This is a genomic window from Flavobacterium supellecticarium (assembly GCF_004801375.1).
Lineage (GTDB): Bacteria > Bacteroidota > Bacteroidia > Flavobacteriales > Flavobacteriaceae > Flavobacterium > Flavobacterium supellecticarium.
Genome location: NZ_SSNZ01000012.1, coordinates 31740 through 55195, shown reverse-complemented (window position 1 = coordinate 55195; position 23456 = coordinate 31740). Strand labels below are relative to the sequence as shown.

At 39.3% G+C, this 23456-nt stretch carries 25 protein-coding genes; 12 read left to right on the top strand and 13 right to left on the bottom strand.

Features of this window, described 5'->3' with window-relative positions:
• Positions 1–56: 56 nt before the first annotated feature.
• From E6C50_RS16980 to E6C50_RS16965, 4 genes are all read right to left on the bottom strand, one after another.
• Positions 57–1133 carry an endonuclease gene (locus tag E6C50_RS16980; protein WP_136404441.1) on the bottom strand — a complete coding sequence of 359 codons (1077 nt, stop codon included), beginning with the start codon at positions 1131–1133 and terminating at the stop codon, positions 57–59.
• A gap of 216 nt (positions 1134–1349) precedes the next feature.
• Positions 1350–2444 (bottom strand): endonuclease, encoded by a 1095-nt coding sequence (locus E6C50_RS16975; RefSeq protein WP_136404440.1) that lies wholly within the window; start codon positions 2442–2444, stop codon positions 1350–1352.
• Between the two features lie 27 nt (positions 2445–2471).
• Positions 2472–3686 carry an RsmB/NOP family class I SAM-dependent RNA methyltransferase gene (locus tag E6C50_RS16970; RefSeq protein WP_136404439.1) on the bottom strand — a complete coding sequence of 405 codons (1215 nt, stop codon included), beginning with the start codon at positions 3684–3686 and terminating at the stop codon, positions 2472–2474.
• A gap of 49 nt (positions 3687–3735) precedes the next feature.
• The gene (locus tag E6C50_RS16965) at positions 3736–4605 is read right to left on the bottom strand and encodes a helix-turn-helix domain-containing protein (RefSeq protein ID WP_136404438.1); all 870 of its coding nucleotides are present in this window, start codon (positions 4603–4605) and stop codon (positions 3736–3738) included.
• Positions 4606–4709: 104 nt separating this feature from the next.
• Here E6C50_RS16965 and E6C50_RS16960 point away from each other — a divergent pair, with 104 nt between their 5' ends.
• Positions 4710–5069, top strand: a complete 360-nt coding sequence (locus tag E6C50_RS16960) for a DUF983 domain-containing protein (protein ID WP_136404437.1) — start codon at positions 4710–4712, stop codon at positions 5067–5069.
• A gap of 40 nt (positions 5070–5109) precedes the next feature.
• Positions 5110–6183, top strand: a complete 1074-nt coding sequence (locus E6C50_RS16955) for a WD40/YVTN/BNR-like repeat-containing protein (protein WP_136404436.1) — start codon at positions 5110–5112, stop codon at positions 6181–6183.
• Between the two features lie 208 nt (positions 6184–6391).
• Here E6C50_RS16955 and E6C50_RS16950 read toward each other — a convergent pair whose 3' ends face one another.
• The 3 genes from E6C50_RS16950 to E6C50_RS16940 form a co-directional block, all read right to left on the bottom strand.
• Positions 6392–6838, bottom strand: coding sequence for a sensor of ECF-type sigma factor (locus E6C50_RS16950; RefSeq protein WP_136404435.1), 447 nt, complete (start codon positions 6836–6838; stop codon positions 6392–6394).
• A 4-nt stretch (positions 6839–6842) separates the two neighbouring features.
• Complete coding sequence (locus tag E6C50_RS16945; RefSeq protein ID WP_136404434.1) at positions 6843–7253, bottom strand: hypothetical protein; 411 nt, start codon at positions 7251–7253, stop codon at positions 6843–6845.
• 98 nt (positions 7254–7351) lie between these two features.
• Positions 7352–7894 carry an RNA polymerase sigma factor gene (locus tag E6C50_RS16940; RefSeq protein WP_136404433.1) on the bottom strand — a complete coding sequence of 181 codons (543 nt, stop codon included), beginning with the start codon at positions 7892–7894 and terminating at the stop codon, positions 7352–7354.
• A gap of 121 nt (positions 7895–8015) precedes the next feature.
• Between E6C50_RS16940 and E6C50_RS16935 the strand changes: the two genes are divergently transcribed.
• The gene (locus E6C50_RS16935; RefSeq protein WP_136404432.1) at positions 8016–8678 is read left to right on the top strand and encodes an HAD family hydrolase; all 663 of its coding nucleotides are present in this window, start codon (positions 8016–8018) and stop codon (positions 8676–8678) included.
• 18 nt (positions 8679–8696) lie between these two features.
• Here E6C50_RS16935 and E6C50_RS16930 read toward each other — a convergent pair whose 3' ends face one another.
• Positions 8697–9995, bottom strand: a complete 1299-nt coding sequence (locus E6C50_RS16930; RefSeq protein ID WP_168732846.1) for a cryptochrome/photolyase family protein — start codon at positions 9993–9995, stop codon at positions 8697–8699.
• A gap of 17 nt (positions 9996–10012) precedes the next feature.
• Positions 10013–10480 carry an SRPBCC family protein gene (locus tag E6C50_RS16925; protein ID WP_136404431.1) on the bottom strand — a complete coding sequence of 156 codons (468 nt, stop codon included), beginning with the start codon at positions 10478–10480 and terminating at the stop codon, positions 10013–10015.
• A 127-nt stretch (positions 10481–10607) separates the two neighbouring features.
• Between E6C50_RS16925 and E6C50_RS16920 the strand changes: the two genes are divergently transcribed.
• Entirely contained in the window at positions 10608–11453 is an 846-nt protein-coding gene (locus E6C50_RS16920; protein WP_136404430.1) for a DUF2911 domain-containing protein, read from the top strand.
• Positions 11454–11504: 51 nt separating this feature from the next.
• Here E6C50_RS16920 and E6C50_RS16915 read toward each other — a convergent pair whose 3' ends face one another.
• Together E6C50_RS16915 and E6C50_RS16910 are read right to left on the bottom strand one after the other, a co-directional pair.
• Entirely contained in the window at positions 11505–12458 is a 954-nt protein-coding gene (locus E6C50_RS16915; RefSeq protein ID WP_136404429.1) for a hypothetical protein, read from the bottom strand.
• A gap of 16 nt (positions 12459–12474) precedes the next feature.
• Positions 12475–12939, bottom strand: a complete 465-nt coding sequence (locus E6C50_RS16910) for a hypothetical protein (RefSeq protein WP_136404428.1) — start codon at positions 12937–12939, stop codon at positions 12475–12477.
• Positions 12940–13084: 145 nt separating this feature from the next.
• Here E6C50_RS16910 and E6C50_RS16905 point away from each other — a divergent pair, with 145 nt between their 5' ends.
• Positions 13085–14398 carry a DUF2268 domain-containing putative Zn-dependent protease gene (locus E6C50_RS16905; RefSeq protein WP_136404427.1) on the top strand — a complete coding sequence of 438 codons (1314 nt, stop codon included), beginning with the start codon at positions 13085–13087 and terminating at the stop codon, positions 14396–14398.
• On the opposite strand, the gene E6C50_RS16900 is transcribed toward E6C50_RS16905, so the two are convergent.
• A complete protein-coding gene (locus tag E6C50_RS16900; protein WP_136404426.1) occupies positions 14395–15009 on the bottom strand; it encodes a TetR/AcrR family transcriptional regulator in 615 nt (204 codons plus the stop codon). The two genes, E6C50_RS16905 and E6C50_RS16900, sit on opposite strands and share 4 nt — an antisense overlap.
• 324 nt (positions 15010–15333) lie before the next feature.
• Here E6C50_RS16900 and E6C50_RS16895 point away from each other — a divergent pair, with 324 nt between their 5' ends.
• The 5 genes from E6C50_RS16895 to E6C50_RS16880 all read left to right on the top strand — a co-directional run bounded on the left by E6C50_RS16895 (position 15334) and on the right by E6C50_RS16880 (position 19233).
• Entirely contained in the window at positions 15334–15663 is a 330-nt protein-coding gene (locus E6C50_RS16895; protein WP_136404425.1) for a YegP family protein, read from the top strand.
• A gap of 126 nt (positions 15664–15789) precedes the next feature.
• A complete protein-coding gene (locus tag E6C50_RS16890; protein WP_230979031.1) occupies positions 15790–16215 on the top strand; it encodes an RNA polymerase sigma factor in 426 nt (141 codons plus the stop codon).
• Between the two features lie 16 nt (positions 16216–16231).
• A complete protein-coding gene (locus E6C50_RS17995; protein ID WP_230979030.1) occupies positions 16232–16384 on the top strand; it encodes a hypothetical protein in 153 nt (50 codons plus the stop codon).
• 426 nt (positions 16385–16810) lie between these two features.
• On the top strand, positions 16811–17509 hold the full coding sequence (locus E6C50_RS16885) for an outer membrane beta-barrel protein (RefSeq protein WP_136404424.1): 699 nt from the start codon (positions 16811–16813) through the stop codon (positions 17507–17509).
• Between the two features lie 8 nt (positions 17510–17517).
• Positions 17518–19233 carry a S41 family peptidase gene (locus tag E6C50_RS16880; RefSeq protein WP_136404423.1) on the top strand — a complete coding sequence of 572 codons (1716 nt, stop codon included), beginning with the start codon at positions 17518–17520 and terminating at the stop codon, positions 19231–19233.
• A 340-nt stretch (positions 19234–19573) separates the two neighbouring features.
• Here the strand turns inward: E6C50_RS16880 and E6C50_RS16875 are convergent, their stop codons facing one another.
• Positions 19574–20635 (bottom strand): NAD(P)-dependent alcohol dehydrogenase, encoded by a 1062-nt coding sequence (locus E6C50_RS16875; protein ID WP_136404422.1) that lies wholly within the window; start codon positions 20633–20635, stop codon positions 19574–19576.
• A 193-nt stretch (positions 20636–20828) separates the two neighbouring features.
• On the opposite strand from E6C50_RS16875, the gene E6C50_RS16870 reads away from it, so the two are divergent.
• Both E6C50_RS16870 and nirK read left to right on the top strand, forming a co-directional pair.
• On the top strand, positions 20829–21728 hold the full coding sequence (locus E6C50_RS16870; RefSeq protein ID WP_136404421.1) for a helix-turn-helix domain-containing protein: 900 nt from the start codon (positions 20829–20831) through the stop codon (positions 21726–21728).
• Between the two features lie 270 nt (positions 21729–21998).
• Complete coding sequence (nirK, locus tag E6C50_RS16865; RefSeq protein ID WP_136404420.1) at positions 21999–23456, top strand: copper-containing nitrite reductase; 1458 nt, start codon at positions 21999–22001, stop codon at positions 23454–23456.

Genomic DNA, 23456 nt, shown 5'->3' with positions numbered 1-23456 from the left:
TAATAAAAAAGAGCACCCATTACGGGTGCTCTTTCAGTTATAACTAACCTCGATTATTAATTAATAATTATCTTCTTGGTGGTGGATTGGTTTTCGGAAGAAAGGCGTAACAGGTAAAAACCTTGTGGCAGTTCGTTTAACGTATAAACTTCCTGATTGTGTGCCGGTTTTTTGATTTGCTGTACGATTTGACCACTAATATTGATCAACTGAATTTCGTCCAGTTCTTTTTCCGAATAAATGTTGATGGTGTGATTGGTTGACGGGTTTGGATATACCGATACATTGGCAATTGCTTCAAAACTATCCTTAGCTAGTGTAGGTCCCCAGATAATTTGTACGTATTCCGGATGATCAATGTATGGGTTACGGTTGTTCTGACGGGCATAAATCGCATTGTTGCGATCAATTTCACGCTGACTTACCGGATCCTGTGTATGCCAGGTATATAAAATTCTAAGAAATGTAGTAGTAAATACCTGATTGCTGGTGCCGTTAAACATGGCATAAGTATAGCCGGATACGGTATTTTCGTAACGGGTGGCGAAGTAAAAATACATACGGGCAATATCGCCTTTAAATTCATCGATTGGTTCGAACACGGTTCCGGTATATCCCGCAGCATAGCCGCTATTGGAAGCCGATCCCAGTTTGGATCCGTTGGTGGAGGTCCACGTGGCGGTTCCTACAACACCGTGTGGCCAGTTGTCTCTTCTGTTATTTACATATCCGTCGGTTGGTGGAATATGGTGTGCATCGGAATACATCGGTGTCTGTGATCCGAAAACCGATTGCGGAACGGTATGTTCCCGGTTGTAGCAGGCGCCTTCTGCAGTATAATTTCCACATTGGTCGGTTTGGTAGGTATAGCTGTAGGCATCCGGACCGGCTGGTTTTTCGGAATAAATGTCTAAAATAGTGTTGTCGTTTTCATAGTAATGATCACGGTCTGATGTACCGTAGGTTGTCCAAAGACCATTATAAGTTCTGTCTGTGTGTCCCTTAATAATGTTATAAAGCTGGGTTTTTAAGGTATATCCGGTACCGGTGGCCGAATTGTAATACCCTGCCGGGATCTGACTAAATCCCAAAAATACCGACAATAATAGTGCGGTAGTGTAGAGTTTTTTCATAAAAGAAATAATATTTAGGATTCAAATGTAGAATGTTTGTCGTTACAAAAAAAGAATTTTAACTATTTAGAAACGAGTGAATTACAAAAAAAGTTTCTGTAAGGTTTATTTTGTAGGAAAATATGTGATCAACTTTTAACATTTTGTGATGCTTGTAAAAAAATGACATAAAAAAACCTGCTGAAAAGCAGGTTCTTTTTATAGGTAAAACGGTATTTAGTTGATGATCACTTTTTTGGTTGTACTCATATTTTCAGACGAAATACGAATCAGGTAAAAACCTTGTGGTAAATTCTCTAAAGTATATACTTCCTGATTGTGTACCGGTTTTTTGATTTGCTGTATCATTTGTCCGTTGATGTTGATCAATTCAATCTCATCCAATTCTTTTTCCGAATAAATATTGATTTTCTGATCGTTGGACGGGTTTGGATATACCATAACATTCGCCAATAGATCAAAACTATCCGCAGCTAACATACCTGGCCAACGGTTTTCGGCTACTGGTCCGCCCCAGATTACTGTTGCCAGATACGGGTTGTCGATAAATGGGTTACGGTTTCCTTGTCCGTAGGTATTACTGGCATTTCCTAAATAGGTGTTTCTGCGGTCTTCATATTCCGAAACCGGATCTTCCGCATTCCATTGTAATAATAAGGAAATCATGTTACTGTCGGACGAAACCGTCGATCCTGTGGCTACATTTTTAGGTAAACAACGGGTTGGATAACGTAAATACATATACATGATCATACGTGCTACATCGCCTTTCCATTCGTCACCGGGATACCATCCGCCAGCAACAGATCCGGAATTACCGGAACCGGCTGCGAATTTCAGATTACCACGATTACCATTACGGGTTACATCGGCAGGACGCAAATGGTGTGCATCAGCACCAGGTCCCGAAGTTCCTAAATCCGGGGTTCCCAATGATTTGGCAAAGGTATGCTCACGGTTCCACTGACAGGTGTTACCACCGCCATTGCTATTCTTGTTACGTCTTCTGTGGTCGTTGTTATCTGAAGTAGACGCCGGACACATGTTGTTGCTAAATCCGTATAGTAATAATACGTTGGCATTCGAGGCATCATTTGGATCCAGATCAATAATTTTGTCTACATCCCAGATGTCGTCATAGCTCAATGTTTTGGTGTGGGTGTTCGTGATTTTTGTCGACAATGCACTTTTTAAGCTGCTGCCGGTCACGGTCCAGTTGAATCCGTTATAATACGGAGAAGCCGGAGCACCTGCTTGTGCGAAGCCCAATAGAGGAGAAAGGGCTAACGCAAGTGAGTAAAATTTTTTCATGTTAAGTCAGTTTATACAATTTGTTTATCAGGGTTTTCGGTTGAAAAGTGCCATATAAAATCCGTCAAATCCGGATTCCGACGCCAAAACCTTAATGTCTTTTACAAATTCAAATTGCTTTCCGGATTCGGTTTGCAGAAATTTCTGAACCTGTTCCTGATTTTCGGAAGGCAATACGGAACAGGTGGCATACACCATTTTTCCGCCTGGTTTTACAATTTTAGAGTAGTTTTCCAATACTTCCGCCTGTACTTTACGGATGTTGTCGATAAACTCCGGTTGTAGTTTCCATTTACTGTCGGGGTTACGTTTTAAAACACCCAAACCACTACATGGCGCATCGATTAATACGCGGTCGGCTTTTTCGTGTAATTTTTTGATCACCTTCGTACTGTCGATGATACGGTATTCGATATTAAATGCACCGTTTCGTTTAGCGCGAAGTTTTAGCTGTTTTAATTTGCTTTCATACAAATCCATCGCGATCAACTGACCTTTGTTTTCCATTAAGGAAGCCATATGCAATGTTTTTCCGCCGGCTCCGGCACAAGTGTCGACTACGCGCATTCCTGGTTTGATATCCAGAAAACGAGCCACCATTTGCGATGAGGCATCTTGTACTTCAAACATACCTTCTTTAAACGCATCTGTAAGGAATACATTCGCACGCTCTTTTAAAATTAGGGCATCCGGATAGTCTTTATGGAATTCTGTTTCGATGTTTAGGTCCATTAAGACCGCACGAAGCTTTTCTTTGGTCGTTTTTAATGTATTAACACGCAAAATTACTTTTGCCTGTTCATTTTGCGCAGCGATTTCTGTAGACCATAATGCTTCGCCCAATTCCTGTACACCAATTTCGTCCATCCAGTCCGGAATGGATTCTCTGTATTTTCTGATTTTTGACAATTCGTCAAAACGACCTTTTATTTTTCGCACCGGAGTACTTTCAAAATACTTCCAATCCGGTAAAGTATAGCCGCGTAAAACAGCCCAAACGGCAAAAATACGCCATACATTGTCGCGGTCATACGGTTCTTTAACTTCCGCTATTTCAGCGTATAAACGTTTCCAGCGTACAATTTCATAAATGGTTTCGGCAACGAACTTTCGGTCGTGGCTTCCCCATCGTTTGTCTTTTTTTAAGGCGCGTGCTACTACTTTGTCGGCATATTCTCCTTCATTGAAAATAGCCATTATCGAATCAATAACGGTAAAAACCAGGTTTCTGTGTAATCTCATTTGTGTAAAAATCAGCTTGCAAAGATAGTTAATTTATTTACTTACAAGCCTATCTGTATCGGTTAATAAATGAAGAGGGCGTTTCGCCGCATTTTTTTTTGAATAGTCTCGAAAAATAAGCATAATCATCATAGCCTAATGCTGTGGCTATTTCTGCAAAATTGTTTTTAAACCGGATCAATTCCCGTTTGGCTTCCAGAAATACCCGATCTAAAATGACGTCGGAAGTGGTTTTACCGACCATCGATTGCGTGATGCGGTTTAAATGCTTTGGACTCACATTGAGCCATTCGGCATATTGCGAGGGTGATTTTTCGGATTTATAGTGCTTTTCAATCAACCGTTCGAGTTCCTGAAATCGCAAGGCATACGAATGTTGTACAGCGGTTGCGGTTGCATTCTTTTCAATATACAAACGCGTACTGTCAATATAAATCTGATCGATCAGACTGAGTATTTTTTGCATCTTCAAAACGGCCTCATTTTGATTTTCTTTTAAAATTTCGCGAAATAAAGATTCGAAATCGGTCGCATCGTTGTCAAGATATAAAAACGGTGCGTTTTGTACACTATAAAAAAACGGATAGTTGTGAATTTTGATCCGATTGTAATGCAGGTCATAAAAAGCCTGCGTATGGAAAAAAATATAACCGCGGATATCATCCGATAATTCCCAATGATGTGTTTGTCCGGGGTTTAGGAAAAAAAGACTGCCGGGTTTTACGGTATACGTGGTGAAATCAATTTCGTGAATGCCACTTCCCTGCGTAAAAAGTACAGTAAGATAAAAATTGTGTTTGTGCGGTTTATGAATATTACGGTGATTGGTAATTAGGTGATTTTCAATTGTATTTGTGTAGAATTCCTTACGGGTTTCGCCCGGTTCGAATTGTTTTATGTCGAGAATAGCTGTTTTCATAAAACGGGTATCGGGATTTTTGATGTCCTAAAAGTACAAAAACTTGTGTGAATCGTCTATAGCTTGTTGCCGAATTCTTGTGAAATTTGTATAAAAAAAGAGTTATGTCAATTTTAAAGAACATAGTAACGGAAAAATGCCCTAAATGTCATCAGGGACAGGTTTTTGAAAAGAAAGGAAATATATTGCTTTTTCAGATGCCCAAAATGAATACGCATTGTTCCAACTGTAATCATAAATTTGAAAAGGAACCCGGATATTTTTTCGGATCCATGTTTGTGAGTTATGCCGTAGCCGTGGCCGAAATGGTTGCCTTTTTCCTGATCATCCAGTTTTTTGTGGATAGTTTCGTTACAATTGTGGTGCTTATCGGAATTATGTCGATTCTGTTAAGTACCTTTAATTTCAGATTGTCCCGTATGTTGTGGATGTATCTGCTGGATGGAAAAAACAAACGCTTATAGTCAAAAATGTTTGTAAATTAGCCTTTTAAATCCCTTCGGAATGAAAATAAGGCTACTATTGTTTACAATATTCATTTGCTTTTCCTGCAATAAATTAAAACCTACAACCGACACGACCGAAAACGGTTCATCTGTGACGTTAACCAACCCAAATGCGGTTACTATCGATACGCTGCTAACGGATAAAATCAGTATCCGGGCCATTACAGTCGACAGTAACCGCATTTGGTATGCTGGAAGTAATGGAAAATACGGCTATGTTGCGTTAGACGGTTCGAAGGCTTTTAAGGGACATATCGAAAAAAATGATCTGAAACCCGAATTTCGAAGTATTGCGCAAACAAAAGCGTATATTTTTATGATCAGTATCGGCAATCCCGGATTGTTATATCGGGTTGATAAAGACGGAAGCCATGTTCAGTTGGTATATGAAGAAAAAGGGGAAAAGGTTTTTTACGATAGTATGCAGTTTTGGAACGACCAGGAAGGTATTGTGGTAGGCGATCCGACCGACAATTGTTTTTCGCTCCTGATCACCCGGGATGGCGGAGCAACCTGGAGAAAAATCGGTTGTGATCAATTACCAGGTATTACCGAAGGCGAGGCCTTTTTTGCAGCCAGTAACACCAATATTATTGTGAAGGAAAGCAATACCTGGGTGGTATCGGGCGGAAAGCGTTCGCGGGTTTTTTTCTCACCGGATAAAGGAAAAAGTTGGAAAGTAGTCGATACACCAATTGTTCAGGGAGAAGCAATGACGGGTATTTTTTCGGCCGATTTTTACGATAAGAATACTGGTTTTGCGGTAGGTGGAAATTATGATAAGCCAAATCAGAATCACAGCAATAAAATCCGTACAACCGATGGTGGGAAAACCTGGCAAATAGTGGCCGAAAACAAAGGCTTTGGGTATGGTTCCTGTGTACAGTTTTTTCCCGGAAGCAATGGTAAGGAATTACTAACCGTTGGAGCCAGTGGGGTATATTATTCGGCTGATTTTGGTGAAAACTGGCAAAAAATAGCCGATTATAAGGATCTGTTTACAATCCGTTTTGTAAATCGGAAAACCATTGTAGCAGCCGGGAATAATAAAATAGTGCGATTTCAGTTTTAGTAAAACCGGTCAGGTTTCTCAGCGCAAAGTAACAAACCTGACAGGTTTCAGGACGCTATATATGTATAATGGTTACTAATAAAACCTGATCGGTTTCTCAGCGTAATGGAAATCAACCTGTCAGGTTTGGAAAGCGTATATAAAATAAAAACCTGCCAGGGTTTTGCAACGCCTATGCAGGTTTCCTAATAAAAAAAGCTCCTTTTTATTATCTTCCGCGGTCTTTCATTTGTCGTAAAAGTTTCCGGTTAAAATCGTCTTCCGCCTTTTTGAGTTTTAAAATTTTTGTCGGACTGATTACGGTTTTCAGATCAGCGATAAACTTCAGTTTCAGGTTAAAAAGTTCTTCTTCGGTGTTTTCCATCTGGTTTAGAAATACCAGTGCTTCCTTTTCACTCATTTTATCGATGGCTCCCTCATCCATATTGCTTTGAAAAACACGCATTTTTTTATGGCGTAATTCAAATTGTTTTTCATCAAAATTGTTGTAAATCGGCCAGAATTTAGTCGCTTCTTCCGTCGTGAGACCTAATTCGGTCGTAATAAAAGCTACTTTTAACTGTTTGATCTGCTCTCTTTTTTCTCTAAAACCCTGTCCGAAAACCGTAACGGACAGCAATAACAATAGAAAGGGTAGGATTCGTTTTATAGTCATGGCATTATTCATTTAAATAAAGGTCTAAATTGTTGTGATCGGACAGATACGCTTCAACCGCATCATTGTTTAAAACGATCGATTTTTCCAACGCCTGAATGTCGCTTTCATCCAAATGCTGGATAAGATCATACGAATTCACATTCGCCTGCAAATAGGTTTCCACCGTAGCATCGTCTAAAGAAGTTGCCGGAATGGGCTGGTTGTTGTAATAGATCGTCAATCCGCCGGCCAGTAAAAGTGTGGCCGCGATGCTCGACATCCATACACTACTACGATGCCATAACGGAATTACTTTCGTTTCCGGTGCCGACAGTCGGTCCATAATACGGGCTTCCATTTGCTCGAAATACTGATCCGGAGTGGTAAAACCGGAGGTAATTTTCGGATCGTTTTCTAAATTAAACTTTTTCATTATTCTCATTTTTCGTTCTTCGCTAACACTATTTGTGAATTTTAATAGCGTTATTTCCTATTCTTGTTATTTATTTGACAAATTTCCAATCTAAAGGTTTAAACGGAATTCAAATATTCTTCAATTTTTTTTACCGCATGATGATACGAGGCTTTTAAGGCGCCAACCGAAGTTCCGAGGATCTCCGATATTTCTTCGTATTTCAGCTCTTCAAAATATTTCATCTTAAAAACCAACTGTTGCTTTTCCGGTAAGGTGGCGACGGCTTTTTGCAGTTTTAACTGAATTTCATCACCGTCGTAATTCACATCGGCTTCCAGTTTACCCACGGCTTTCGATTGCAATTCTTCGTTGCTGATTCCCGCTTTCCGGGCGCGTTGGTTGATAAAGGTGATCGCTTCGTTGGTTGCAATACGATACATCCAGGAAAACAGTTTGCTTTCTCCTTTAAAGTGTTTTAGGTTATTAAAAATCTTGATAAAGGTATTTTGCAGTACGTCGTCGGTATCGTCATGATCCAGTACTATATTTCGGATATGACGGTACAATGGCCGTTGGTATTCGGTCAATAACCGTCGAAACGCTTCGTTTTGCGTTTTCGGATCGAGTAACTGACGGATAAAAAGCGCTTCGTCCTGCAAACTGACTGTTTTTATGATTTAGACTAAAGATAACCGAAAAAGTTTAATCGAAAATATCTTTTTTGTGGCGACAATGGGATACTGGAATAAAGCGTACTTTTGTAAAAAATAACAACACACCATGGTTAAGACCGTAATTTTTGATATGGACGGCGTGATTGTCGACACAGAACCCGTTCATAAATATGCTTATTATAAACACTTTTCCGAATTGGGAATTGATGTTTCGGAAGAAATGTATGCTTCTTTTACCGGGAATTCAACCCGAAATGTGTTTCAGAAATTAAAAGAAAGTTTTACGCTGCAACACGATGTGGAAGAATTAATCCTGCGGAAACGTTTCCTTTTTAACGATGCTTTCGATACCAAAGAAGATTTGGAACTGATTGACGGGGTTCGAAAGTTGATCGTTGATCTTCATGGAAATGGTATGCAACTCATTCTGGCTTCATCGGCTTCCAAAGGAACAATCGAAAAAGTGTTTAACCGTTTTGAATTGCATCCGTATTTTACCCATACGGTTAGTGGCGAAGATTTTCCGCAATCCAAACCGCATCCGGCTATTTTTCTGCATGCAGCGTCTTTGTCGGTGGCTCCAATCGAACATTGTATTGTGATCGAAGATAGTACTAATGGTATCAAAGCTTCGAAAGCGGCGGGCATATTTTGTCTGGCATATAACAGTATCAATTCCAAACTACAGGATTTGTCGGAAGCCGATCATGAAATCGCACATTTCGATGCGATCAATTATCAGATCATTTCCCAAATTAAACAACGCTAATAGTATAGGAGCCGTGGATTATTCCACGGCTTTTTTATAAGTTGTCAGGCATTTTTCACGTGCCGTTTTATGATCGACGATAGGTAGCGGATAAGCTTCGGTTCCAAGCTCCGGGATCCATTTTTTGATATAGCTAAGATCTTTGTCGAACTTTTTGATTTGTTCGGTCGGGTTAAATATTCGAAAATACGGTGCAGCATCCACACCCGATCCGGCGGCCCATTGCCAGTTACCAACATTGCTGGACTGTTCGTAGTCAAGTAATTTCTGAGCAAAATAGGTTTCGCCCCAACGCCAGTCGATTAAAAGATGTTTGCAGAGAAAACTGGCTACAATCATGCGGACTCTGTTGTGCATATGTCCGGTAGTGTTCAGTTCGCGCATTCCGGCGTCGACAAACGGATAGCCGGTCTGACCTTTACACCATTTCCGGAATAAGTCTTCGTTGTTCTCCCATTGAATAGCATCGTATTTTTCTTTAAAACTACGATGAACGGTATGTGGGAAATGCCATAAGATCTGCATAAAAAACTCCCGCCAGATCAGTTCGTTTAAAAAGGTTTGATTTTGGAAACCAGCCGCTAAAAGCACCATTTGTCGGATGCTCACCGATCCGAAGCGTAGGTGCGGTCCTAGTAAAGAAGTACCGGGAATAGCCGGAAAGTTGCGCGTGTCTTCGTAGTTTTCGACTAACTTTTCCGAAACGTCAAAAGTGGGAACCGTGATTTTGGAGGATTCAAATCCGATATCAGACAAACTTAAAAAAGGATAATCGTGCGCTACTATATTTTCCAGAACGGTTTCCGATGGATAATGATGAACAGTTGTTTTATAGAAATGTTCTTTCCATTTTTTAGAATAAGGTGTATAGACCACATAGGGCGTACCGTCGTCTTTTACAACTTCACTTTTTTCAAAAATAACCTGATCTTTTGCTGTTTTAAAAACAATGCCGTTTTCTTTTAACAGGTTATAAACCGCAGTGTCCCGTTTGCGAGCCGATGGTTCGTAATCGTGATTGGTGTAAACGGTAGCAATTTTATTTTCGTGGATCAGTTTTTGAAAAATGCTGACAGGATCACCATGAAAAACAGCCAGAGATTTCCCCGATTTCGAAAGCTGCTGTTGCATCTGAACGAGTAGGTTATGGATAAACCCAACCCGCGCATCATTAGTGGGTAACTGAGAAAGGATACTGGTGTCGAAAATAAAAATGGGCAGCACCGGAAGTTCGCTGTTAAGAGCGTGAAATAGTGCCGTATTATCGGTTAGCCGAAGGTCTCTTCGAAACCAAAAAATAGAGATCGTATTTTGCATATAAAATGTACAGTTGTTTAGCCGGGATAACGGCCGAATAATTGTTCCAGTTTGTTTTTTCGGTAGTCGAAAATGGCCTTAAGTTTTGGTCGGGCGAGTAATGGGTGGAACAGATTTCCGATACAACCGAAAGGAACCTGATAATGGATAAGATCTTTCATTTCGATGCCACCGTCGATTTCCCTGAAAAAATGTTTGTGATGCCAGAATTTATACGGACCAAATCGTTGTTCGTCTACAAAAAAAGCAGTCGGTTCCACATGGGTAATTTCCGTTATCCATTGCAGCTGAATACCGCGAAACGGACTGATTTTGTAGTGAATGATTTGTCCGGAAAACATCTTCCGGTCGTCGCCCGAAAGGGTTTGGAATTTCATGTTTTCGGGTGTGATCGTATTGAGATTCGACGGATCCGAAAAAAAAGCCCAGGCTTCCTTTAGTGAAACCGGTAGCTTTTGGCGGGTATGTAGGGTATATAGCCTCATATAAAACAAAATTACAAATGTTTGCGTTTCGGACCGATACCTGTTGGATGGTTTTTTCTTTTAAATTAAAATTAACATTTAAAGTGTGTTTTTTTAGTAAATTCGTTCGCAAATAAACAAAATAGTTATGAAGAGAATTATTATTACTGCAGCTTTTTTTATGGCTACTCTAGCGATTCAGGCTCAGGTAAAAACGCCACAGGCCAGTCCTAAAGCAGAATTGGAACAGGTTGTAGGACTAACACAGGTTGAATTGGATTATTCCCGCCCGAGTTCTAAAGGAAGAGCCGTTTTTGGTGAATTGGTTCCTTACGGAAAAGTATGGAGAACCGGTGCTAATGCCAATACGACCATTTCTTTCGGAGATGATGTTGTAATTGACGGAAAAACACTGAAAAAAGGAAAATATGCCCTTTATACGTTGCCTAAAGCAGATTCATGGGATGTGATTTTCTATACCGATACAAACAACTGGGGAACTCCTGAAAAATGGGATGATTCGAAAGTAGCGTTGCGTACTACGGTTAAACCGGAGACATTAGGGAGAAAAGTAGAAACGTTTACCATTGCAGTTAATAATATAGATAACGATAACGGAAGTCTTGAAATTTCATGGGAAAAAACATTGGTAGCCGTTAAATTTACAGTACCAACACAAAAAATCGCGATGAAGAGCATCGAAGGTGCTTTAGCGGGACCTACCGGTAATGATTATTTTTCATCTGCTCAATATTACTACCAGTCAGGTGGCGATATGAACAAAGCATTGGAGTGGGTGAACAAAGCCGTTGCAATGGAAAAAGAAGCTCCGTTCTGGTATTTACGTCTGAAATCATTGATTCAGGCAAAATTAGGAGATAAAAAAGGAGCGATCGAAACCGCTAAATTATCACAGGCAAGTGCAGAAAAAGCAAACAACGCTGACTATGTGAAAATGAATAAAGACTCTATCTTGGAATGGTCTAAAAAATAATTCCTTTTAAAGGAGACGAAGCCGGCTATATGCCGGCTTTTTTATGCCTGTTTAGCTGCGATCAAGACTCTTGATATAGGCTTTAATCAATGCGAGACCTACCGGATCGGTTGTGGTGGTGCCCAGTTTGGGCATATGTAAAGCACCGGAAGTTTCCATTCGGAAAATAATATTGGGTTGCTGCCGGGCAAGGCCGGTTTTTCCAAAAGGTATTTCATAAGACAGCAGTAAATTGGTATAACCAGCCATACCGCCCGCTTGATGACAATGGGCGCAGTTTAGTTCCATATACGCTCTGGCACGTAATGTCAGTGTTTGTTCAGGATCATTATAATCGGGAAAGGTGGTTATTTCTTTTAAGGAAGTGGCGTGTAGTAATTGTTGCTGTTGTAAATCGGTCAGTTGAGAAACACTTTTGTTGTTTCGTATGATCATTCTGTTTAGATTCCGGATTTTCGGACCAATCGGTTGCAGTGTACCGTTACTACGATGACAACTGATGCATTCCGTTGCAGTTGGAATATGGTAGTTGATATCCGGTTTGTTGTTCTGCTTTATTTGCACCGTGGCACCGTTGGTTAGCAGTAACGCTTCTGTTTGTGTGACATTCCATTGATAGGTTGCGGCATTCCATTTTCCGTTTTTCAGGTAGAGTATCCGGGTTTCGATAGGTTGATTCGGATAATAAAAAGTTTTGGCTAACAGGCTTCCTTCCGGGAATTGTGGCAATCCGTCATCTATGATTTTTAATTTTGTTCCCGGTGGTAATTTTAGTAGGCGTTGCTTGTCGGCATGATCGGTATAGAGTGTGCTGGAAAGTTCCAATAGCCGGACGTTATCATCGGGAATACGCTCTTTTAATGGACCCTTGAATAATTTCAGGTCGGATAATTTGCCGGGAAAGGTATAATTGTTTTCAATGCTCCCGGTATTTCGCAGTCCAAAATAAACGATGGTTATGGAAAAAGTGAGCATGCCGGTTACAACCAGTTTAGAAGCTTTCATCTCAATAAAGTAGGATTTATAACGGACGTAATAAAGGTCGTACTGCCAATGGAGAAAATGGCCATGGGATTGCCAGAAATATCAGTACTAATCCCAAAACAAACCAGATCAGTATCGTTTTGTGTTTTTCTTTGTCGGAGGCTATTCGTTTGGCTTTAGACGATCCGATCGAAATAAATAGGATCGCGATAAACATCAGTATAATATGAATAACACCAAAAAATAATGCTTCTGTATTCAGATTTCCCGATTTATAGGTGTCATAAAAATAGCTTACAAACGGACTTTGTGTATAAAGCAGCATCCCGATCAGGAGTTGTATATGGGAAAAAGTAGCGGTCCAATGCCGTAAACGGTTGTCGGTTTTCGAAAAAACGGAATGTTTATAATAACCCAAAAGGGATTTCCCGATTGTAATAAGAAGACTGATCAACACCAACCAACGGATTACAGAATGAAGTGGTAGAAGTACGGAGTACATGCTTTTTAAAGTTTATGTTTCAAAGATAACTAAAAAAACATACTAATTAGTATGTTTTTTTAATCAGATATTAAAATGAAAGAAAATACGTTATTTATAGGTCAATAAAAACAAGCCGACTATCTTTAATGATTAATTACTTACCATGAAAAAGAACGTTATTATTTGTTTGGGTTTGCTATCGTTATCCGTATCATACGGACAAAAACTAAAAACAGAAATCATTTCGTCTGATATTGATCATTTCTGGGAAGCCTATGATGCGATTGTCGCAACACCCGATAGTGTAGGTCAGTATGAATTGTTACAAAAGTTGTATTTCGACAGCGGTACGGAAGGACTCGAAGCGATACGGCAACGCAGACGTTATACGGCAAAAGAGTATATCGACGCTATTAAAAAGTATCCGGATTTCTGGAAAACGATCCGAAAAAATACACTTTCGGTCAAAAAGGTAAGTCCGGAAATCCAAAAAAATATTGCCCGATTAAAAAAGGCTTATCCGGAATTACAACCGGCTCCGATTTATTTTACGGTAGGTGTTTTCCGAACAAACGGAACGATTTCAAATGGAAAAGTACTTATTGGAAGTGAAATGGCATTGTCGGACCGGAATGTAAATACCGATGCACTTCCGAAATACCTGCATTCGTATTATAAAGACCTCAACCCGATAGATGATATCGGATTGTTATGTACGCACGAATATGTACATACGCAGCAAAAAGAAATGGTCGATAACCTATTGTATTATTGTTTGTACGAAGGGGTGGCTGAATTTATTTCGACTAAAGTTACCGGAAAACCGTCTTATACACCGGCGATTGCGTTTGGAAAAAAGAATGAAGACCGGGTTAAGGCTTTATTCGTAAGGGATATGCAGCATATCGAAACGACCTACAACTGGCTTTGGGGAACCAATCAGAATGAATTAAAAGAAAGGGATCTGGGCTATTATATCGGTTATGCGATTTGCGAAAAATATTACGATCAGGCAACAGATAAAAAACAGGCCATCAAAACGCTTATTGAACTGGATTATAGTAATCCGGAGCAAGTTGATGCTTTGGTAAACAGTACCGGTTTCTTTTCCGGAACACTCGCACAGCTTAAAGCGGATTATGAAAGAATACGACCGACGGTGATCGACATGAAACTATCGGAAGCTGTTGGGGAAAATGGGGTAGTACCATCCGGCCCGCTTACGGTAACGTTGACATTTTCGGAAGAAATGGATAAAAAATTCCGGGGATTCGATTTCGGTCCGCTTGGAGAAAGCCATGTATTGCGGATTTCGAAAGTAATCGGTTTTTCGGATGATGGACGTTCGTTTCGTTTTGAAACCGAATTACAACCGGGGAATCACTATCAGTCAACGGCTACGGTAAATTTTAGGAATAAAGACGGAATCCGCCTAAAACCATTTCTGATCGATCTGAAAACAGCAAAAAAGGATTAATTGCCGGACGATACTGAAAATGAAGGCTTCAGAAACTGAAGGTATTTTTGTAAAGTGACGAGATAGCTTTCGTAGCTTTGAGTGCCTTCTAGTTTTCCGATATTACGGATACCGCCATAACCGGAAATTAAAAACAACGCAATTTGCTGCGGATCGATGTCCGGGTTAATGGTTTTTTGCTGTTGTTCGTATCGGATACAGTCGGCAATGCCCAATTTCCAGTCGGTCATCAAAACGGAAAGTGCTTCCCGGAATTTTTCATTTAGCGGTGCCATTTCTTCAATCAGGTTAATCGCCGGACAACCATAGCGTACATCAAAAAAATCGGTGTCGTGTAATAAGTTCCGCATCATATCGTAAAAGGTTTCCAATGGTTTTTCAGCTTGTTCCAATGGGCGAAGCATTACCTGATACATATTCGGGCGCATATAATCGTTGATCAATGCCAAAGCCATTTCGTCCTTATTTTTAAAGTGGTAGTAAAAAGCACCCTTGGTAACCTGAGTGGTCGCGATGATATCGTCGATACTAGTCGACTGATAACCTTTTCGGTAGATCAGTTCGAAAGATTTTTCGAGTATAGACATTCGGGTAAGGGTTGCTTTCGACATACATTCGGATATGATAAAGCGAAGGTACTATAAAAATCAGAATGTTTCCCGGTATTATTGCCAGAATGCCTTGACACGGAGTGCTGACAGCTGCCCAAGTCGTTCGTTTTGAAAATAGTGTTTGACGCGCAGACAAACTTCCGGTATACGAATCGGTTCGACATTGACTTGTTTCAAAAAAGATATGGCGCGGATTGATGCTATAAGTCGTTTTAGAGGTATGAAATTTTTCAGCTTATAAGAAGTGTTTTTACTATAACCCGTAATTTTTATAGAAAATGCTGCGATACTATTGTAGTCAATTATTACTATAAAATTAGAACAATGGGAACATTTGTAATTACAAGAAGAACAAACAATGAGTTTCAGTTTAATCTGAGAGCAAACAACGGACTGGTAATCCTTACCAGCGAAGGTTATACTGCTAAAGCAGGTTGTTTGAATGGGATCAAATCGGTACGCGAAAACTCACAATTGGATGCCCGTTATGCAAGAGAAACGGCGAAAGACGGGAGGCTGTATTTTAACCTGAAAGCGGGTAATGGTGAAATTATCGGAACCAGTCAAATGTATCAATCCGAATCGGCTCGTGAAACCGGAATTACTTCGGTAAAAAATAATGCACCGGGCGCTACGGTAGAAGATTTGTCCTAGTAAAAGGTCGGCTTTATTGCCGACCTTTTTTTAAGATTAATAAATCTTTAAATATCCGACGGCTCCAATTATTGATGATAGTTTGTGTTGTTTTTCTACGCATACTTACCTATAATTATGGGCAATATGCGTGCTGATTTGATTATAAGGTTACGCGAAGATGGCGAATCTTGTTTCCGGGAAATTTATGATCTGTATGCCTTTAAAGTGTATTGCTTTGTAAAGAAATATATCAAACAGCTTGCCGATGCCAAAGATGCGACCCAAAATGTCTTTATCTATTTATGGAATTACCGGAACAAACTCAATCCGAAGTTTGCCTTGGAATCGGTATTGTTTAAAAGCTCCAAGCAGGAAATCTCCAAATGGTATCAAAAACAGAATCGGATTTTGACAACCGAAAAAAACGGATTATTTCCGAAATGGATATTACCTACGAATCGGATGAGGTACTCGACTCCCGTTTTGAACAGATCGAACAGTTGCTACGTCAGATTCCCGAAAAAGACGTACAATATTTACATTATTCAAATTCGAGGAGCGCAGTTATAAAGAGATCGCTTCCGAAATGTACATGACACCCGGTGCCGTGGCCAACCAGACTTCCAAAACACTCCGGTATCTCAAAAAACATTCGGTGAAAAATAACGAATTTCTGATGTTTGCGCATCACGTTTATATCGACTTCCGATTTAGAACACCAGCACCATTGTTATCGTAATGTTTCCGATCGGGCAGCTTTTTTTAAAATTATTTGGACTGCTTTTGCCCCGTGATATTTCCTTTAATTTCCTCCTAATGTAAGTAAAATACTAATGTGTGTTGGTACGAAGAAAAGCGTAAGGCCGTTCAAAGTGTGGTGTATAAAAGCATCCGGAAAATGAATACCGGGCTAAAACGAAAGCATCAATACCGCTGAAATCGTATCAATACAATCTTTTTTCATAAACTATTACAGGAATAATTAGTTCGTTTTGGAGCCGGTCTGTAGCAGGATCGGCTTTTTTATAGTTTGTGATCAAATGATATTGTGTAAGTAAATTAGACTAATAAGGAATTTGCATAGACAAAGAATGCTGAAAATAATAGATGCTTCTCATATTATAATAACTTTTAGGATTATTAAAGGTTTTATATTCGGTTAATTATGGTAAAAAAAGTAGTTTATTTTTTTTGTTTTTACTTCTTTCTTTCAAGTATAGCATTGCAGGCGCAAAGTAAATTTAAGGTAGGATTCGATATGGGATATACTTATAGTAACCTCAATGCCAACCTGTCTAACTTAGTGGAATCGAAATATAGCGGAGACTATGGTTTTGGTGCTAGTCTTACGGGAGAATATACGATACGGAAACCGATTTTTCTGAAAACAGCAGTATCGTTCCTGCAAAAAAACTACACGTTCAGGCGAACAGGTAGCCGACTCGGATGGTATACAAAATATTATAACGATTTCCTTTCGATACCTTTTCTGGTAGGCGTTACGGTATTGGGCTCCGCTGATATAAGCCAGGGTTTATGGCTTAAAATAGCCGGTGGTACCTATATCGAGTACCTGATGCGTTTGCAACGGAAAGGACAGTATATCGCGCTAACAGAAAATAGATATAAAAAAGTTTCGGAGACGTATGATTTTAAAAAAAATGAAAATATGCTAAATCGGTTTGGTTATGGTTTGCAAGGGGAGTTAAGTCTGGGATATTCTTTTAAAAAGTGGACATTTTATGGGACCTGTAATTATCAGTATGGATTGTCTGATATCAGTATAGCTAACACGAATAAAAATAGGCAAAAAACAATTCAATCTTATATGATTGCCGCCGGAACTTCTTATCAATTTAATTAAGATGGATTATGTATCTAAAATTATATAAAAAAACAGCTTTTGTTTTAGGAGTACTACTAGCGATACTGATTTTTAACGCTTGTGAACTGGATGATAAATATCCAATTAGCGCACCGGAACAGTATACTAAGGATGATGTTAAATCTTATGCAGATCTTTTCAAAGTATTCTGGACCGTTATGGATCAGCGTTACAGTTGTTTTTATGAGCAAAAAAGAAAGGATGGCAAGGATTGGGACGCTATTTACAATGAATATTATCCGAAATTTTCAGCTTTAAAAACTTTTGGCAGAAGTACAGACGATAAAAATGAAATCGATACTGACAAAGTTAAAGCCATACACTATTTTGTCGATATTATAAATCCAATTTTTGACAGGCATTTTTTTGTAAAGATAAAGATACCTTTAAATCGTTATCAGTATGGTATTTTTAGATTTCAGGGAGGTATGAAAGAACAACACGCAAATAGTTATATGTTTTCATCGAAGCTTGGATATATAAAAAAATATTTAGGAAATGATACCATATGTCAGAAATATACGCTGATACCGGGGGTAAAAAAGAGTGATCTTTCTATTACTTACCTGATGGGAAGTGTAAAAAAAAATCCGGATATCTATTATTTGACCTATGATTCGTTTTCACTGTATTTAAGCGACCTGACAAAATTTCTAAGCTCTAAATTTTTAAACGATAGCAATCCGAATGAATTGGGATTACGAACTCGTAACATTGAAAATAACCCTTTGCTGGGAAGAATCACAGATCTTACAGTTAGAGAAAATGTAAAAGAGCTTACTCGTGCTATACAAAGTAAGTGGGAGGCTTTTACAATAGCTCCGGAGCTAAATGTTTTCAGAACCCTGTGCAGACAGTTTATGGCGACGGAAATCGTATCTGACGATTTGTTGGAGGCAGCACGATCCGCATTGATAAAATATGATGAGCTGCCGGTTTATTATGAGGAGGAGACCTATGCCACTGTTCTGACTCCTGAAAGTAAGCCTTATATGGATTGGTTTATAAGTGAAATGGAACAGTATATTGGAAATGAACGCAATATGAATGATTTTGAAACAGCCGCTATGGCTGTTATTGAGCGGGCTCCTTTCTATCAGAATCTTCTGAATCCATTGCATAAAGGAACGATTAAAAAGCTGATTCTTGATTTAAGAAGTAATGGTGGTGGAGCTGTAAAAGATTTACAATTTTTTATAGAACGTTTGGTCACAAAAAGTACTATATGGTCTTATGAAAGAACAAAAGAAGGAAATGGACGATTTGATTATACTCCCTGGATTCCACAAAAAACAAAACCTCATAAATTAGGCGGTATTCCGTCTAACATCCCTATTGCTATTTTGACGGATAATTATAGTGCCAGCATGTCGGAAATAACGGTGTTATTGCTCAAAAGTCAGGGGAATCATGTTGTTTCTATCGGAGATTATACTTATGGTGCAACAGCCGGTGTTACCTCCAATCCCGCAGATTTTAATGGTGGAGTCGTTGGTAATATCGCCGATAATTGGTTTTATTTTTATATGCCTTTTTCTGCTGTAAAAGATGCTAATGGTGAAATGATAGAAGGTATCGGGATAAAACCAGACATCTATGTAGCACCTCCGACCGATGCTGAAGTAACACAGATGGAAAATGCTCCCGATACTTTTGTAGATCGGGTAATGGAAGTGGCTGTAAACCACCTGTCGTCAAAATAAAAATAATACTTAATTATATATATAAATAACGGTAACCGGAGAATTAGGGTATTTGAGGAAGCTGTTGGAATGGAATTAAGCTATAAAAACGGAACGGCTAAAACGGTGGTTATTGCGAAAAACAGTTTGGTAAATACCGGTTAACACTAAAACAAAAACAAAAAATCATTACTGTAGTATTGGATCCGAATGGCTTGCTGTTGGAAACAAATGTCGAAAACAATCGAAAAATGATTCTATGATAATTTTGTAATAAAAAAGGATGGAAAAATGAACGAACCCCAAATAGTGTCTAAAATTTTGGATGCCCTCTAAAATCCCATCCTTTTTGTTTTTCAGCTTATTCGTTTTTCAACGAAGCCATATCAATTACAAAACGGTAACGTACGTCGCTTTTTAGCATCCGTTCATACGCTTCGTTAATGTCCTGCATTTTGATGATCTCAATATCGGAAGTGATATTGTGTTTTCCACAGAAATCCAGTAATTCCTGAGTTTCGGCGATTCCACCAATAACCGAACCGGCAACTGATTTTCGACCCAAAATCATCGGAACAGTGTTGAGCATCGGTTCCAGATTTCCAAGATAACCAACTAATACAATAGTACCGCTAACGCTTAGACTCGGGATATAATGGTTCACATCATGAACATAAGGAACTGTATCGATGATCAAATCGAACTTGCCTTTTACAGTATCCATTTGTGCGTTATCTGTTGAAATGATCACCTCATCTGCACCCAAAGCAAAAGCATCTTTTTCTTTTTTAGGTGATCGGGAGAATAAAGTCACATGAGCGCCTAATCCTTTGGCCAGTTTGATCGCCATATGGCCCAATCCGCCTAAACCAACTACCGCTACTTTACTGTCTTTGCCTACTTTCCAGTGGCGTAATGGTGACCAGGTGGTAATTCCGGCACAAAGTAATGGAGCAGTGGCAGCAAGATCAAGATTTTCAGGTACTTTTAATACAAAATGTTCAGCAACAACAACTTTTTCAGAATAGCCGCCATAGGTCTGTAACCCCAGGTGTTTGTCCGGACTGTTATATGTTCCGGTAAATCCCGGAATACAGTATTGTTCCAGATCATTTTTACAATGCTCACATTCGCGGCAGGAATCCACCAAACAGCCTACAGCCGCCAGATCGCCTACTTTAAATTTGGTTACGGCACTACCTACTTTTGTAACTTTTCCCACGATCTCATGTCCCGGAACAGCCGGATAAACCGTACCTCCCCAATCGTTACGAGCCGTGTGTAAATCGGAATGGCAAACACCACAGTACAAAATGTCAATTTCTACATCATTAGGCGTAGCCTCTCTTCGCGGAATCGTTAGTAATTCCAAATCGGCTTCGATAGCATGGGTACCGTATGCCTTTACATTAAATTTTTCCATAGTGATTTTTAGTTTTTATATGATTTGTTTTTAGCTTGGTGATATACTTACGAACGTTGCAAAATTCCAATCTATTTTTAAAACGGGGCGTATATGGATTACGGAATTACCTACCAATATCACTTATTATAATAATGGCATGGTACATACAATAAAATTATGCAATAACTTTGATTCCCGAAATAAAATGATCATGGAAAATATCGTACGATTTGATAGCGTAAGCGAATACAATGCCTATTGCAATACGGATACCAGGCACCCGTTGGTCAGTGTAATCGACCTTTCGAAGTCGGATAAAAAGATTACTATCCGATTGAATTTTGGATTTTATACCATTTTTCTAAAAGATGTAAAGTGCGGAAATCTACGTTATGGTTGTAATTATTATGATTATCAGGAGGGAACTCTGGTTTTCCTTGCTCCCGGGCAGGTTATGGGAATCGAAAATAACGGTAATTTATACCAGCCTCAGGGATATGCACTGGTTTTTCATCCGGATCTGATTCGCGGAACGGCATTGGGACGCCATATCGATACGTATAGCTTTTTTTCATATGAAGTACACGAAGCGCTGCATTTGTCTGAAAATGAACGGAAAATTATCATCGATTGTTTTCAAAAAATCAATCAGGAACTGGAACAACCTATCGATAAACACAGTAAAAAACTGATTGTAAATACAATCGAATTGTTCCTGAATTATTGCGTACGTTTTTACGACCGACAGTTTATTACCCGGGATACGGCTCATAAAGGAATATTGGAGCGTTTTGAAACCGTACTGAACGACTATTTCCAATCGGACAAACCACAGACCTTGGGATTACCTTCTGTGGGATATTGTGCCGAGCAGTTGTTTTTATCGGCCAATTATTTTGGAGATCTGATCAAAAAAGAAACCGGTAAATCTGCTCAGGAATATATACAGTCAAAAGTGATTAATACGGCTAAGGAGCGAATGTTCGACCGGCATAAATCGGTGAGTGAGATTGCTTATGAATTGGGATTCAAATATCCGCAACATTTTAGCCGGTCATTTAAGCAACATGTAGGACAATCGCCTAACGAATACCGGATTCACAATAATTAATCAGAATAGCAAATACTAAAAATTTACCCGTAATGTCTTTTACGGGTATTTTTTTGACCTCTTGAGTTATAGCATTTGTAGGTAATATTTGGAACAGAAACAAGACAAATTGGATTGCTGTATAACGCTCCTCATACTAAAAAAAACAGGGTTATTAGAATATTGCTTATAGTTAAGAAAGTGTAGAATGATAAAAATCATACTAAATAGCATTTTCCAACTTTAATTTTAACAGAGATAAAGTTGAATTTTAAAGAAAAGTATCGCAATATGAAAACAAAGAGAGAAAGTGTTAAAAGGATTTATGGTGTAATCTTGATCGTTATGATAGTAATGATCGGTTGTAAAGAAACTACTCCGGCTAAAGAACATAACAGTGTTGCACTACCGGAAAAAATAATTGCCGACCTAACGCCACCACCAATGGTTCCGAAACCGGTGGCAAACAGAAAGGCTTCAAAGTTAATTGTCAACATGGAGGTAAAAGAAATGGAAGGGCAAATGGTCGATGGCGTTACCTATGTTTATTGGACGTTTGGAGGTTCGGTACCCGGTAGTTTTATCAGAACCCGAATTGGCGATGAAGTGGAGTTTCATTTAAAAAACCATCCGAATAATAAATTACCGCACAATATTGATTTACATGCTGTAACGGGTAGTGGTGGTGGAGCAACGTCCTCGCTGGTGGCACCCGGACACGAAAAAGTATTTGATTTTAAATGTTTGAATACGGGTTTGTATGTCTACCATTGTGCAACGGCTCCTGTAGGAATGCATATAGCTAATGGGATGTATGGGTTGATATTGGTAGAACCGGAGGGAGGATTGCCAGCAGTTGACCGGGAATATTATGTTATGCAGGGTGATTTTTATACAAAAGGAAATTATGGCGAACCGGGCATACAAACTTTTGATATGAAAAAAGCGATTCGTGAAAATCCGGATTATGTCGTTTTTAACGGTAAAGTAGGGGCGTTAACAGGAGACAATGTACTCAGGGCGAATGTCGGGGAAACAGTTCGGTTGTTTGTGGGGAATGGAGGACCCAATCTGGTGTCTTCATTCCATGTAATTGGTGAAATTTTTGATCGCGTCCATATTGAAGGAGGTAGTGTGATCAATAAGGATATTCAAACAACATTAATACCGGCAGGTGGAGCTGCTATTGTGGAGTTTAAAGTAGACGTGCCGGGAACATTTATTCTTGTCGATCATTCTATTTTCAGAGCTTTTAATAAAGGAGCCCTGGGAATGTTAAAGGTAGATGGGCCTGAAGATAAGACCATTTATTCGGGAACGACTCAGGAAGGGGTCTACCTTCCGGAAGGAGGAACGATACAACATTTACCTACAGATAAAAACACACCGAAAAAAAACAGGGTGCAAACACTTGATGCGCGGATTACCGCAGGAAAAAACATATACAGCAGAACCTGCTTGCCTTGTCATCAATCGGAAGGACAGGGCGTAGTGAATGTCTTCCCGCCATTGGCAAAGTCGGACTATCTGAATAAGGATGTGAACAGAGCTATCAAAACGGTGCTGAATGGATTAAGCGGTACAATCACAGTAAATGAAAAAACATATAACAATATAATGACCAGTCTCAACCTGACCGATGATGAAATTGCAGATGTTCTCACCTATGTTTACGACAGCTGGAACAATAATAAAACAAACGTTACCGCTGCGATGGTGAAAGAACAAAAGACAAAGAAGAAAGAATAA